General features: G+C 33.2%; 18 protein-coding genes and 4 pseudogenes. 17 read left to right on the forward strand and 5 right to left on the reverse strand.

Features of this window, described 5'->3' with window-relative positions:
• The 10 genes and pseudogenes from U860_RS32220 to U860_RS0129450 all read left to right on the forward strand — a co-directional run.
• Positions 1–328: hypothetical protein (locus U860_RS32220; protein ID WP_033795511.1), on the forward strand; the 328-nt coding region annotated here is incomplete at its 5' end.
• A gap of 255 nt (positions 329–583) precedes the next feature.
• Positions 584–856, forward strand: coding sequence for a hypothetical protein (locus U860_RS0129410; protein WP_025151288.1), 273 nt, complete (start codon positions 584–586; stop codon positions 854–856).
• Positions 852–1,187 carry an HNH endonuclease gene (locus U860_RS0129415; RefSeq protein WP_025151289.1) on the forward strand — a complete coding sequence of 112 codons (336 nt, stop codon included), beginning with the start codon at positions 852–854 and terminating at the stop codon, positions 1,185–1,187. The genes U860_RS0129410 and U860_RS0129415 overlap by 5 nt, the downstream gene beginning before the upstream one ends.
• A 153-nt stretch (positions 1,188–1,340) precedes the next feature.
• Positions 1,341–1,677: pseudogene (locus U860_RS37075) on the forward strand (P27 family phage terminase small subunit).
• Positions 1,674–2,519: pseudogene (locus U860_RS32230) on the forward strand (terminase large subunit); the annotation flags it as partial. The pseudogenes U860_RS37075 and U860_RS32230, both read left to right, overlap by 4 nt.
• 55 nt (positions 2,520–2,574) lie before the next feature.
• Positions 2,575–2,895: pseudogene (locus U860_RS0129430) on the forward strand (endopeptidase); the annotation flags it as partial.
• Positions 2,896–2,997: 102 nt separating this feature from the next.
• Entirely contained in the window at positions 2,998–3,522 is a 525-nt protein-coding gene (locus tag U860_RS0129435; protein ID WP_025151293.1) for a hypothetical protein, read from the forward strand.
• Positions 3,523–3,570: 48 nt separating this feature from the next.
• Entirely contained in the window at positions 3,571–3,807 is a 237-nt protein-coding gene (locus U860_RS0129440; RefSeq protein ID WP_002172047.1) for a hemolysin XhlA family protein, read from the forward strand.
• On the forward strand, positions 3,807–4,046 hold the full coding sequence (locus U860_RS0129445; protein WP_025151294.1) for a hypothetical protein: 240 nt from the start codon (positions 3,807–3,809) through the stop codon (positions 4,044–4,046). The genes U860_RS0129440 and U860_RS0129445 overlap by 1 nt, the downstream gene beginning before the upstream one ends.
• The gene (locus U860_RS0129450) at positions 4,043–5,107 is read left to right on the forward strand and encodes an N-acetylmuramoyl-L-alanine amidase (RefSeq protein ID WP_025151295.1); all 1,065 of its coding nucleotides are present in this window, start codon (positions 4,043–4,045) and stop codon (positions 5,105–5,107) included. The genes U860_RS0129445 and U860_RS0129450 overlap by 4 nt, the downstream gene beginning before the upstream one ends.
• Before the next feature lie 88 nt (positions 5,108–5,195).
• Here U860_RS0129450 and U860_RS0129455 read toward each other — a convergent pair whose 3' ends face one another.
• The 3 genes and pseudogenes from U860_RS0129455 to U860_RS32235 all read right to left on the reverse strand — a co-directional run.
• Entirely contained in the window at positions 5,196–5,504 is a 309-nt protein-coding gene (locus tag U860_RS0129455; protein WP_025151296.1) for a hypothetical protein, read from the reverse strand.
• A gap of 128 nt (positions 5,505–5,632) precedes the next feature.
• Positions 5,633–6,070, reverse strand: a complete 438-nt coding sequence (locus tag U860_RS0129460) for an SMI1/KNR4 family protein (RefSeq protein ID WP_029953172.1) — start codon at positions 6,068–6,070, stop codon at positions 5,633–5,635.
• 21 nt (positions 6,071–6,091) lie between these two features.
• Positions 6,092–6,359, reverse strand: a pseudogene (locus U860_RS32235) (hypothetical protein); the annotation flags it as partial.
• A gap of 377 nt (positions 6,360–6,736) precedes the next feature.
• On the opposite strand from U860_RS32235, the gene U860_RS0129470 reads away from it, so the two are divergent.
• Together U860_RS0129470 and U860_RS0129480 are read left to right on the forward strand one after the other, a co-directional pair.
• Positions 6,737–6,958, forward strand: a complete 222-nt coding sequence (locus U860_RS0129470; protein WP_025151297.1) for a hypothetical protein — start codon at positions 6,737–6,739, stop codon at positions 6,956–6,958.
• A gap of 704 nt (positions 6,959–7,662) precedes the next feature.
• Positions 7,663–7,998 carry a YolD-like family protein gene (locus U860_RS0129480; RefSeq protein WP_025151298.1) on the forward strand — a complete coding sequence of 112 codons (336 nt, stop codon included), beginning with the start codon at positions 7,663–7,665 and terminating at the stop codon, positions 7,996–7,998.
• Between the two features lie 223 nt (positions 7,999–8,221).
• On the opposite strand, the gene gerPF is transcribed toward U860_RS0129480, so the two are convergent.
• Entirely contained in the window at positions 8,222–8,437 is a 216-nt protein-coding gene (gene gerPF / locus U860_RS0129485) for a spore germination protein GerPF (protein WP_001141569.1), read from the reverse strand.
• Between the two features lie 213 nt (positions 8,438–8,650).
• Here gerPF and U860_RS0129490 point away from each other — a divergent pair, with 213 nt between their 5' ends.
• The 4 genes from U860_RS0129490 to U860_RS0129500 all read left to right on the forward strand — a co-directional run bounded on the left by U860_RS0129490 (position 8,651) and on the right by U860_RS0129500 (position 10,816).
• The gene (locus U860_RS0129490; protein ID WP_002171833.1) at positions 8,651–8,995 is read left to right on the forward strand and encodes a hypothetical protein; all 345 of its coding nucleotides are present in this window, start codon (positions 8,651–8,653) and stop codon (positions 8,993–8,995) included.
• 28 nt (positions 8,996–9,023) lie between these two features.
• Complete coding sequence (locus tag U860_RS36705) at positions 9,024–9,224, forward strand: hypothetical protein (RefSeq protein ID WP_081806990.1); 201 nt, start codon at positions 9,024–9,026, stop codon at positions 9,222–9,224.
• Between the two features lie 418 nt (positions 9,225–9,642).
• Positions 9,643–10,305, forward strand: coding sequence for a hypothetical protein (locus U860_RS0129495; protein ID WP_025151299.1), 663 nt, complete (start codon positions 9,643–9,645; stop codon positions 10,303–10,305).
• A 298-nt stretch (positions 10,306–10,603) separates the two neighbouring features.
• Complete coding sequence (locus tag U860_RS0129500) at positions 10,604–10,816, forward strand: YqaE/Pmp3 family membrane protein (RefSeq protein WP_002171836.1); 213 nt, start codon at positions 10,604–10,606, stop codon at positions 10,814–10,816.
• 68 nt (positions 10,817–10,884) lie between these two features.
• On the opposite strand, the gene U860_RS0129505 is transcribed toward U860_RS0129500, so the two are convergent.
• Positions 10,885–11,094 carry a KTSC domain-containing protein gene (locus tag U860_RS0129505; protein WP_002171837.1) on the reverse strand — a complete coding sequence of 70 codons (210 nt, stop codon included), beginning with the start codon at positions 11,092–11,094 and terminating at the stop codon, positions 10,885–10,887.
• A 465-nt stretch (positions 11,095–11,559) separates the two neighbouring features.
• Between U860_RS0129505 and U860_RS0129510 the strand changes: the two genes are divergently transcribed.
• Positions 11,560–13,833: PBP1A family penicillin-binding protein (locus tag U860_RS0129510; protein ID WP_025151300.1), on the forward strand; the 2,274-nt coding region annotated here is incomplete at its 3' end.

Consider the following 13,833-nt stretch of genomic DNA (forward strand, 5'->3'; position numbering starts at 1 on the left):
GGTGGTTGAGTTCCTGGTGGTAATTGTGGATGAGGTACTGATCCTATTGGTGGTAGATGAGTTCCTGGTGGTTGGGTTCCTGGTGGTAATTGTGGATGAGGTACTGATCCTATTGGTGGTAGATGAGTTCCTGGTGGTTGGGTTCCTGGTGGTAATTGTGGATGAGGTACTGATCCTATTGGTGGTAGATGAGTTCCTGGTGTTGGAGTTCCTGATGGTAATTGTGGATGAAACCCTCCCAGTATCTGTTGAGTCATTGTTGAAGATCCTTGTCCTTGTGGATGAGGATGATAACTTCCCCAAGAAAAGGGCCTTTCTAGTTCTATGAATTCATTCAAATTAGATCAATCCTTTTTATTAAATTTAGTTAATTCAACCATATATTTTACCTTATGTGATAATTTTTTTTGGGGGTGTGCTAATGCCTAGAAATATAAGCCTAACAAAAAAAAGACACTCATTATGAAGTGATTCCTGTAAAGTAGATAGTATTCAAAAGCACAACTAAAGATATTGATAATGAATAAGTTTAATCTAAGCATCCATTCGGGTGCTTTTTATTTTGGAGGAGGAGTGAGAATAGATGGATGGTGTATATGAACAGAAGGCTGAATCTAAAAGTGTAACAGAATTATTATCTAAGTTCTCAACTGAGGAACTAATTGAAGCCTTAAAGCTAAAGCAAGATGTACAAGTCAATGATACAACAGAAGAAACATGGGCTATTAAATATGATTTAACTAAAGTAAAGAAGTATTGTTTGCTTATTAACGATTGTAATCCAGCTTACATTGAGAGCTATAAAAGAATCTTAGAGGTCGAACAACGCATATATGCTGGTGGTTGTTGTGATTAAAGAATACAAAACCAAACAACAGAAGCGTAAGTTCTATGACAGTGGTGAGTGGAAGAGTATACGAGAACAAGTGAAGAAGCGTGACAACTATGAATGCCAAGAGTGTAAACGAAACAGTCGAGTTCAAACTGACACCAATGAGTACAGTGATAGTGCAAAGCGTAAGAAGATTCAACTCGTTGTCCATCATATAAAAGAACTTGAACATCATCCAACACTTGCATTAGAAATAGATAATCTTAAAACAGTTTGTGTAAATTGCCATAACAAAGAACATGGAAGAGTTTACGAAAAGAAACAAAATAAATGGGAACATGATGAAAAGTGGTAAAAAGGATTCAATATAAACACCCCCCGGTTCGAGGATTGGGCTTTTTTTCGTCTAAGGGGCACCGGAGGAGGGGCTCGATTTTCTAAATTTATAAGCAAATTCGCGCGTTATATCAAATTGTAAAATGATGTAAGTCAGAAGGGAGGGGATGTTGTGGCTAGAGTTAAGCGTGAAACAATGAGAAAAAGAATTGAAAAGGATTTAATGAATCAATTAAAAGAAAAAAAGACTGTAGGTAATCACTATGTAGACTTAATTCAAGACTATTTATCATTGTGGGATTTAAAATGTGTCCTTTTTGATGACATAGAGGCAATAGGAATAAAAGTATCCTGGCATGCACGGTCCAAAATCCAATCCTTCTATTACTGATTTACATAAAACCAATGATCGAATGATAAAGATTTTAGATGCACTTGGCTTGGAAGCATCGGCTGAAGAAAAGAAAGCACCTTCAAAACCTAAGCGCTCTGTGAAAGACTTGACATGATTCAGAATCAATATGTTACTGAATATATCGAAATGTATCGGGCAGGGAAAATCAAGCTGAATAAAGAGCGCATAATGCTAATTGAGTACCTGGAGAAATATATATTAACTCGTGATGATTTATATTTTGATACTGATATGCATGAAGATTATATAAAATTCACAGAGAAATTTTATTTTGAATTACAGCCATTTCAAAGGTTCGCAACCGCATTTGTATTTCTATTTTATAAAGAAGATGATTCTATCTTTTATGAACAATTTCTTTATATGATGTCGCGTGGTGGTGGTAAAAATGGTCTAATTTCATCATTATGCCATTTCTTTATTAGCCCATTACATGGAATAGATCGCTACAATGTTTCAATTGTGGCCAACAATTAAAAACAAGCAAAAGTATCATTTCGTGAAGTATATGATGCTATTAAAAGTAATGAAATATTAGAAGATATGTTTTATCGTACCAAAGTTGAAATTACAGGTAATGATACAGAAAACATTATGCAATATCACACATCTAACGCAAGTTCTAAAGATGGACTTCGCGACGGATGTGTTATTTATGATGAAATACATCAATATGAAAATTTTGATGTAGTTAACGTATTCTCTAGTGGACTTGGAAAAGTGCCGAATGCTAGAGAATTTTTTATTGGAACAGATGGTTTTGTTCGTGATGGATTCTTAGACAAGATGAAAGAACGAGCAATGAACATTCTTAAAGGTAAAGAGTTAGATGATCCATTGTTTCCTTTTATCTGTAAGATTGATGATCCAGAGGAAATTGACAATCCTGATATGTGGGAAAAAGCGAATCCTATGTTTAGTGAACCGAGAAGTCCCTAAGCAAAAGGATTATTTAAAAAGGTACTAACTCAATATAAACAATTAGCAAATTGAGAAGCGAATGAATCGTGTTGAGGGTGATCCAATCCTTACAACAAACGATATAGAAACTCACTATGGTTGGATTGCAGATGATGAAAGCACTCCAGAGTGTTTCGTTACAAAAGAAAGAAATGCCGCTGAAATATATTCTTCAATAGCAATTTCAATACAAGCATTTCAAGATGAAAAACGAGCTAAAGATGCTGAAATTCAAGAATTAAAAGAAGAAAATAAACAACTAAAGGAGCAAGTTGCGACGAATACAAACGAAATATCTGTATTAAAAGAGTTAGTTCAAAAATTAATAAACGAGAAACCAGAGCAGCCATAAGCTGGTCTTTTTTATTTTGTATAAAATACGGCTTTTATTATAAAGAAGAAATATAAAATCATGATAAAATATCCTTAGATGTAAATTTTAGGAGGGGACAAATTGGGTATTTTCTATCATGTTTCATCTATTAAGTTAGATAAAGGAACAATATTAGAACCAAGGTATGGCGATACAATAAATACTCATAGGTATTTTAGGGATACTTATTCTAGGTTTTCACAATATTTGAAAGAAAGTATATTTGAGGATGTTAGAACCAATAAATTCTCTTCGTCCCCATCGCGTGTTAAATCGATATATTTATGGCAGGATTTAGAAAATGCAATGAAATATAAAAACAAATATAACAAAAGTTTTATTTACGAGGTAGTACTTGAAGAACCAAACCTTGCTAAAGAATTTGATATGAGTTGGATGGACTTAACAGACTTTCAATATTACGATTCAATAAAAAAAATAGCTGACTACTATTATAGCGGCAAGAGTGTTAATGAGGGTTCAGTTAACTGGGGATTTTATGAAGATAGCGGAGCTAAATTAGAACCTATTTGGGAAACGTTGTATGAAGGGAAAGCAACTGTAAAACGCTTGGTGTCAGGCAAGAATTGTAGATATCATTTCTAAGAGAGACTATCGTCAGTCTCTCTTTTTATTTTGAAAGGAGCTGAACCAATGCAAGAAATTCAAGATTTAAAACAAGAAATCCAACAAATCAAATTAGAGCAAAAAGATATAAAGAATGATATCCGCAACTTAGAATCTCGTACTTTAGGCAATGAAAAAGACATTATCAATATCAATAAACAGTTAGATAAGATCAGCGCGAACACTACCTGGATTTTAAGACTTATTGTTGGTGGAATCGTCGGAGCTATTATTACGTTGCTATTGAAAGGAGGTGGCATGTAATGTTTGAAATTACTGTAATGATTGGAATTGTTGTTGGTCTTTCACAGATTGCGAAAACAATTGGATTACAAACAAAATACGTTCCGTTATTAAATTTAACGCTTGGCATTGTGCTAGGCGTTTTATTTTTGGGCGGAGATATTAAAGCAAATGTGTTTCAAGGAATCATCATTGGACTATCAGCAAGTGGATTATTTGACCACACAAAAATTATGAAAAAGGATGTTGATGCTAAATGAAAAAGACAATGAAACATGTTACCTCATTACTTATGATTCTAGTACTTGCTGGTTCTTTTACTACAAGTGCTTTTGCTGATAGAACGCTTATTATTCCAGATTTACCAAAACAACCATATCGTTATGGTGTAGGTGCTTATGAAGGCGTTGTAGCTCATTCAACGGCAACTCCAGAAGCTCCGGCTATCAATATTCAAAAATATGAGTCTCGTACATGGAGAAATGCATTCGTTCATTATGCAGTAGATTGGAATGAAACAATCCAAATTGCTGATACAAAGTACATTGCTTATGGTGGTGGACCAGGAGCAAATAAACGCTTTGTACATGTTGAACTTTGTGAAACAGCAGATTACGATAAATTCAAACGCAGGTATGATAAATATGTAAAGCTACTTGCTAAAATTCTTCGTGACCGTGGGTTATCTGTAGAAAAAGGTTTATGGACTCACTACGATGTAACGAAATACCTTGGTGGAACAGATCATGAAGATCCACTTGATTACTTACGTAGTCATGGTGTTTCAGAAGCTCAATTTCGTGCTGATGTGCAACGTGCATACAATAATTCTAGTGTGGAAGTTTCAGTTCCTGAAAAGCCATCTAAACCAGAAGAAGTACCAACAGCTGTAACAGATGGTATTGCTTATATTGAAGGATACAACGTTAATTTACGTAAAGGACCAGGTACAAGCTATTCTAAGATTCGTCAGTTAAATAAACCAGAATCATATATTGTGTGGGGCGAAAAGGATGTTTGGTTAAATCTTGGCGGAGAGCAATGGATTAAGAATGATTCAACTTACGTTAAGTTTAGTAAGAAAATTACAGTGGATTCTTCAATTGTAGGGAAGCGCGTTGTTTCAAAAGTTAACAATTCACGTTTCTATGATTCTCCATCTTGGCAAGATAAAGATGTTGCTGGCTCTGTAGATGCAGGTTTAGGATTCGCGATTGATGCGAAAGTAAGTGTAAACGGCTCACTGCAATACAAAGTACACAATAGTAAAGGTAAAACATACTATGTTACTGTAAATGAAGCCTATGTAAACGTCTATTAACCTAGCAACAGCATGACGAAGAAACCGATTCCCACTAAAGAGTCGGTTTCTTACAATTATTATGTCAAACGTGTAATGCTGATACATATTATACGATAAACTCGAAATATTCCGGGAAATCAATGTTATTCATATTTTCTATACCACCATTTTCTTCTATGTGAGCATATATTTTGTGAATGCATTTATATAATAAGGAAATATGTTTCTCAGGCATATCATCTAGTAAAATAAATGCTTCCACACGGTTAGTTGCATTCTTTGCAACTTTAAAATTCCATCTACTATAAAGCTCTGGATTTAACATACAAGATTCAGTATCTGGACCGAAACTGTAAATCACATTTTCTTTATCCTCATTTTCTTTCATTATTGCTATTAGTGGATATCTCCCCATTGTTCTCAACACTCCTTAATCAAAAACTTTATCAATAGGAACTTTTAAATGCTCATCAAAAGGTATCATTGGCTCAGTTTCAGGTGAATCCCATGACCGTCCTGAATCAACTGTCTTACGATGTGCTGTTACATAATCAGTTTTAAAAATTCCTCTAAAGAATCCGCTATTTTTGTAGAACCCGAGTAAATAGGACATTGGCCTAATTCATTTTCTTCTTTGAATTTAATTGTTAAAAAATTTAATTCTGTTACTTCAAAAAAAACCAGCGATTCTTCATCATCAACACCATCTATATTGGGGTTGTATTCATAAATATCTTCCCTTAAACGAAAATCAGAAACCGAAAATGGGTCCATAAATCTATTAAAAAAGAACCTATCTGATGCTTCTAAAAAACCATAACCAATTTCCTTGTAAAAATCTTTTAATTCTTTAGGGAATTTCAATTTTAACAACTCTTCTGCCTCTTCTATTTCCTCACTTTTTAAAGGATAGAAAATAGGTGTTTGATCAGCTTTTACACTTTCATTAGCTACAACATACTTTTTCAAAAAATCAAACATAGCTTTTGTTACCTCCGTTAATTACTTTTTAAAAATTTCTCTTGAGATACTGTCCTTAGCGTGTATACCACCTTGATGTTCATCAGGGTATTTAGCTGGGTGCATATTCCACCATTCATGTTCTCCACCATGTGCATTTTTCAATAAAATGATGTGCATCAAATGGCTTATCAATTCTCCGTGATACTTTACCTCTTTTCGAAATAACTTCCTCCGTATATGTAGGCTATGTTTGGCCTGTTTCCTTTTCCCATTCAGCTATCAGCTTATTTTTTAAGGAAGGATATTTTCCGCACATAAGTACCCAAATGGGAACATAATCATTATATAAGAAGGGATGTGTGTATTATCTTATCAAAAAAAGTGCTAACAAGTTTGCAAACGAACTTGCTAACACCAATACGAAATAGACATAAAATATCGCTGATTTTTCATCTTCAATAATAGCCATAATCAATTAGAACACACTAATCAGAAGTACTCATAAAATCATTAGCAATACATATCATATTATTGGAAAAGATATTGATGTTATAGGAAGTGAAAAGCTGAGCATTCTATTAAAAAGGATGTTCTTTTTTTGAAAGCAAATTATAAATAAAAATAGGATGAATATTTTTAGACTTATTATCTACTAGATTATAAAGTTAACTTGGGGGAGAATATATGAAGGTTATCTTTAAGAGAGAAGGCGGAGGGAAAATATTTGAATCATCAGATGAAAATATAAGCGATCTATTAGCTGTATTAAAAGAAACAAAAGGGATTAAGATTGGGATGGTTGAGTATAAAGTATTAGAATATAAATTGGAATATTATCGGCATCCGAAAAAAGGAGAAACAGAGAGGGAGTTACATATTATAATGCAGCCTATACATATTAATTAATTGGTAGTGACAATAGTCGATTATATACCTTGTAGAGTAATATATACAGATTGGATTTAATGAATTTTAATAAAATTATGTATGAAAAAAGAGCGCCAAAAGCGCTTCTTTTTCATAGTAAACTATGAGGAATAAGGTGTTTTACATCATATGCTTTTTAAGTTTTGTAAGTTTGTTAATAATAAAAGTATATGCTTAAGTTGTTGGGTTGATGATGAAGATAAGGAAAAAGTAGGGGGATTGAAATTAAAAATAAATCATTTTGATATAGATGAAATTTGTATTCCAGAAAGAACGTTAGTCAGGATAGAAAAGTAAAGTTAGAAATATATTTTATTAGAAAAAAGCGACTTCACTTAAGGTGGAGTCGTTTTTGTAGTTGCTACACGTATTTTGTCTGGCGATAGGAAGTGTAAAAAACTTAATTGGTCAGGGTGAATAATCATTGGGAATGGACAAACTATATTGATTTAAGTTTCATTTTGTTAAAAAAATATGCATGTTCCTCTTTCTTAAGAACATTAGTTCGTGTATGATTAGAACAAGTGTTCTTCAGTTAAGGAGTCATAATTAATACCTACAATTCATGAATAATTGTAAGTTTGAACACTACTTATAAATAAGAGATGGACAGAGTGTATTTAAAAGTGAAATTTCTTTTTATATAGAATCGATAGATATAAAAAATCGAGGGGATAAAGAAAATGAATCAAGTAAAGATGCAGAAAAAAGGAAGAGAGTGGGTTCCGTTTACAGTAATGTCGGAACAATTGTTTAGTATGCGAGAGGGGATTAGAGAGAAATTAAGAGTAAAGAGACCGATATTAACGAATGAAGCGAAAGAGAGAATTTCTGATAAATTGTTAACTTCATTATTGTCTGAAGAAGAGATGTTAGTGACATATTTTGAAGAAGGGTACATACTTACAAGTTATATGACAGTGGTTCATATAAATCCAATTCAGCAGGATGTAGTTTGTACAGATGCTTTTTATAAAACGTATGTATTTTCTATTGTGGACATAATTGATGTAACATAAAAGAAGCTGGATTTTGAAATTTAGCTTCTTTTATTTTTCTTAGTAGAGATGAATAAGGAAGTAGCCACATGAAAAAGCAGCTAGATACAAGCTAGCTGCTTAGCCCCAGGGAAAGGGAGAAAGAGATTGATTGGTACTCAAAAAATCAACGATAGCTGTTTAACAGCCTGTGTATAGTATGGACAAATCTAAATATGTTATACAAAAAAGATTGAAGAATTGTTTAGGCCGTACCAACTTGGTTTTGATCTGCAAGGTCAGAATCGAATGTATTCGTTGCACTAACACCACTAAAAGTATTAACTACAAAACCAACGTTAGATGCGCCAGAGCCGTTATAAGCTTTCGTATTCTCTTTTGGAGAAACATTGTAGAAATCACCTAAGTTGAAAGATCCGTTACTATTTTGTACAACTAAATTGCCTACAACTGAGGGCATGATTTTCACCTACTTTTTAAGTAATTGTTAACACTACTATATGATGTTATAGTCCAAAGGGTTCATTTAACAAATGTTACGGAGTAGAAAAACGTTTGAGGCTTTGTTTAATCAACTTATCAAAAAGTATGTTAAAATTAACGCAGAGTTGAACATTAAAAAGAATAAATTTGTATAATTGATATATACGAAAAAAGAAGGATGCAAAATGTTATGAATAATGTTATGAAAAAAGTAGATTTAACAGATGCAAAATCAAGTAACCTTGTTGCACTTATTTATAGTAATGATGTTACATTGGTTGAAAAAGCATTTTGTCCTAATGAAATAAAATTAAAGTTAAATGAAATAGCAATTTTATCGGCAATTAAAACAGCACATATTACGAAAGTATCTATAAGGAAAGAACTCGAAGTGATTTTTCATGATACCGGTGTTTTGTTAGTAAAACACAACGCGGATAATAATAGTAGTCAGTCTATAACAATGCATTTTGAACAATTTAAAAAGTTGCAAAATGAAATTGAGAATTTACATAAAAGTATGCAATTAGACTAAATGAAAATTTTTCGATAGGGTAGGTTATATTAAGTTAAAAAAGTGGATTGGAAAATATTTAGATGAATCGAACTGTAAACATAAATATAGCTTCATTGGGATGCAGGATAATGAAGATTATAAAAATGGTAAATTGGGTGTAGCCTATATTTATCGTTGTGAGAAATGTGGGAAAGCGAAAATAAAATTTAAAAATAATAATGATATAAACATTGATTTTTTTGATTGATAAACAAAAAGAGAAACTAAAAAAAGTAAAATAGTATTCCCAGTTTTGAAGGACAAGCATATATTAAAGTATATAAGAAGCATTTGCTAATTACATCTTCATCGAAAAACTCCTTGCCAAAAAAGAGCGCCTGAAAGGTGCTCTTTTTGTATCATCCTGCTATTTGTGGGCAGTAAGACTTCTACCTCAAAATTTGGCGGAAGCAAAGAAGTTAGGTAGGAGTCGGTCTGCCGGTAAAAGTCCGATTGGTGAGGGCTAATAATCAGCGGGGATGGGCAAAAACTCCACTGATTAAAGTTTCACTATAGTAGCACCTTATGTGATGCACAAAATTACATATGAAAAATAAAATAATGAATTAAAGGTGATATTTACTTATTTTAATTGCACAAGAAAATTTTATTATAGGTGATGGGAAATGAATCCACGCGGTTTAGAATTGACAGGGGCATGGTTTCAAGTAGGAGGAAATCTTACGGCAGCTATTGGAACAACAAGAGGATTTATAGGAGAAGAAAAGATTGAATCGGATCTGGTTATTGTAGGGAGTTCATTACAAGCCCTCGGCTATATATTACAAATTGTAGCATATATTAATACAAAAGATGAAGGTAAACGAGGGAATCAAGATGAACGTATGGATAATAAAAGTAAAGAGTTAGAGGAAACGGGGATTGAGCTATTAGCTTTAGGTAATATTTCAAATGTAATAGGAACGTATTTTAATGTAAATGAACAAACGCAAGAAAATGATTATCTTATAATTACAGGGAACAGTTTACAATCGATTGGAGCTTTTTTAGGAGTAGAAGCAGCCCTGCGTGAGGTGAATGGAATTCAGCGAGTCATTGTACTAGGGAATTCTATGCAAAGTTTAGGAGCGGGATTACAAGCGTATCAAGGTATTTACAATATATCAAAAGAGGAAAGGGATAATGAAGACATCGGTAAAGATAAAGAGAATCAGCGCATAATAGGACTTATTGGTATTTGGATACAAGCAATAGGAACTGTTATTTCAGCAATTGGATTAACCGAAATAATAGAAGAAGAAAGATTAGAATCTAAGAAAAGACGTTGAGATACTTATTTCATTGTAGTTTGGAGTATTTCAATTTTATAAGTGGGACAAGATTGATGTGATAATTCTTTTTGTAGGCTTTTTCATATGGGTGTAGAATATGTAAATAGAAGAAAAGGTGAATATTGCTACTGTATGTTAGTGAATGGTTTCTCATCTATTTGTACTTATATATCTGATATTCGTAATAACGAATTCTAATTTGTACTTGTGGAAATAAAATGATTTTGTAGGTTTGAAAGTGTAGGAAATGAATGGGTGAAAATTGAAAAATAAACATTAAGGGGGTTTTTAAGGCATGATGTACTTATTGGCAATTCTTCTTCCGCCGGTAGCTGTTTTATTGTGCGGAAAGCCGTTTCAAGCGATTATTAATTTCATTTTAACCCTAATATTCTGGGTTCCAGGAGCTATACACGCAGTTCTTGTTGTACATGATAAAAAAGCCGATCGCCGCCTAAAAAGACAAATTCAGGCGTATGATGAAATTAATAAGAGAAATAGAAGGTAAATGGATATTGAAAATATTAAAAAAGAAAGGGGAGTTTTCCTCCTTTCTTTTTTGTATGTTACTCAAGTTTAAATTTTAGTGTAGCGGAAAGAATTTTTAATATAAGTATTATGGTAATAACTTTTAGATTGTGCGTTTAATAAGCCGGTGTAAATGCTTTCTGGTACGTTAAAGAAATCATACATACCATTCTTTAGTTGGATTCTTAAAATCATAGAAAAAGGATTATAGCCAACAGCAACTATATTTTTTGATATAACGGGAGATAATTTCATCATTACGCAACTCCTTACTTTTCATTTAAGGTGTTTTCTTGTAGATAAGGGGATTGTGGTATTGAAATCCTTATAATTAAAGAGGTATTATACTTATATGTAAGATATTAAATGTTCGTTATGCGTAATTATAAGGAAGTTCACACGAAGTACATATAGTTGTGCTATTTTTATTTCACCTTTGATTTATTAATAAGAAAATATTGACCATTTGAAAAAAAGGTATATTATTTATACGAGGTATTAAAATTCACTTCTTACATTCTATGCTTTAAGGGGCAGTATTATTAGAAAAAATAGAGGTGAATATAGTTTGTATAAGAAGTATTCCAAAATTTATAATCTGTGAATTGGGAAAATATTGAATGCTTCTGGTTAAGAGACTTTCTAAATATAAGTATATTTGTGAAGGTGATCTCAATATTTTATGTAAATCAATGGGAGAATTGAAAGGCAGGAGAAAGTAACATGTCAGAAAATTATCGTTCTCGAGAGGAGCGACGACAAGTTCAAAGGAAAAAACAGCCAGCTTCTAAAGAAACAAAACCAAAAGGTAAAACATCGTTTTTTCGTAAGTTTTTAATCAGTTGTTTACTACTTGGTATTGTAGGTTTAGTGGCAGGGGTTGCTACCTTTTTCGTTATGATAAAGGATGCACCAAAACTTGAGAAAGCAAAACTTGTTAATCCGTTATCCTCAAAAATTTATGATAAAGACGGGAATTTGGTATATGAATATGGGAAAGAAAAGCGAACGAATGTTACGTATGATCAAATTCCTAAATTAGTAGAAAATGCATTTTTAGCGACAGAAGATGCACGCTTTTATGAGCATAGCGGGGTAGACTTTAAGGGTACTGCACGTGCGGTTTTAGTTAGTCTTAAAGGAGATTATGGCTCTCAAGGTGGAAGTACGATAACGCAGCAAGTTATTAAAAATTACTTCTTATCGATGGAAAAAACGTCAAAGCGTAAGGTTCAGGAAATATATTTAGCGTATAAGCTAGAACAACAATATTCAAAACATGAAATATTAGAGATGTATTTAAATAAAATTAATTTAGGTAATCGTTCATATGGAATCGCAACAGCAGCACAAAACTACTATGGTAAAGAATTGAAAGATTTAACATTACCAGAAGTTGCGATGCTTGCCGGTTTACCGAAAGCACCGAATAACTATGATCCAACGAAAAAAGAAAATGTTGAAAAGGCAACAGAAAGAAGAAATGTTGTACTAGGATTAATGAATCGACATGGTTATATTACAAAGGCAGAAATGGAAGAAGCATCAAAAGTTCCAGTAACAGATGGGCTTAAGCCTGCAGCTGAACAACAAACAATGCCATATCCTGCATTTATGGATGCGGTTGTGAAAGAAGTAGAAAAAGAATTACCAGATGCTAATATTGGTTCTGACGGTTTAGAAATTTATACAACATTAGACACAAAAGCACAGAAATTGGCCGATAATATTTTAAATACAAATATTATTGATTATCCGAATGAGAATTTCCAAGGTGCTTTCACATTTATGGATACGAAAACAGGAGAAGTTCGTGCTATAGGTAGTGGTCGTGGTGAAAATAAAGCTGTATTTAAAGGACATAATATGGCAATTGAATTAGATCGTGCAGCTGGTTCAACGATGAAGCCAATTTTTGACTATGCTCCTGCAATTGAATATTTAAAATGGGCTACGTACCATCAAATTGATGACTCTCCATTTAAGTATTCAACGGGGCAAGAAGTTCGAAATGCAGACAGAAGTTATTCAGGCCCAATTTCAATGCGTGAAGCATTAAAAATGTCGCGTAATATTCCGGCAATTAAAACTGCAAAAGAAGTGGGAATTAGTAAATCGAAAGACTTCTCTGAGAAATTAGGTATTACATTTAATACAGCACCGACAGAATCTACAGCGATTGGTACAAACGAAGTATCACCAACTGAAATAGCGGGTGCTTATGCGGCATTTGGTAATGATGGTAAGTATACGAAGCCGCATTTTGTTAAGAAAGTAGTTTATCCAGATGGCAAGTCACAAAGTTTTGGACAAAAACCAAAACAAGTTATGGCGGATTCTACAGCATATATGATTACTGATATGCTTCGTTCTGTAGTAACATCAGGTACTGGTACATCGGCAAATGTGGCCTCTTTAGATGTAGCTGGTAAAACAGGTACAACTAACTATTCTTCAAAACAACTAGCACAATATGGAATTCCAGAAAGTGCAACTCGTGATAGTTGGTTTGCAGGATATACACCGCAATATACGATGGCAGTATGGACTGGATATATGAAAGATGGTAAAAATGAGTATATTAGTAGTAAAAATACGAAAATTGCACAATTAATCTTTAAAGAAATGATGAGCGAGATGGCTACAGATAAATCACGCTTTAAAATGCCAAGTAGTGTTATTCAAGAAGGTAGTGAGTTACGTATAAAAGGTGAAAAACGTGATTCATCTCCAAATACGAGCGTACCGGATACAACGGAACAACCAAAACAGGACCAACAGAAAAAAACTGAAGAAGAGAAAAATCAAGAGGAACTAAAGAAACAGGAAGAACTTAAGAAACAAGAAGAGCAAAAGAAGCAAGATGAACTTAAGAAGCAGGAAGAGCAAAAGAAACAAGATGAACAGAATAAGCAAAATGAACAAAACAATGGAAATGGTCAAGGAACTCCAACCCCACCAACTACTGGAGATGGCCAAGGAACTCCAACCCCACCA

Source organism: Bacillus sp. H1a (assembly GCF_000633475.1).
GTDB classification, from domain to species: domain Bacteria; phylum Bacillota; class Bacilli; order Bacillales; family Bacillaceae_G; genus Bacillus_A; species Bacillus_A paramycoides.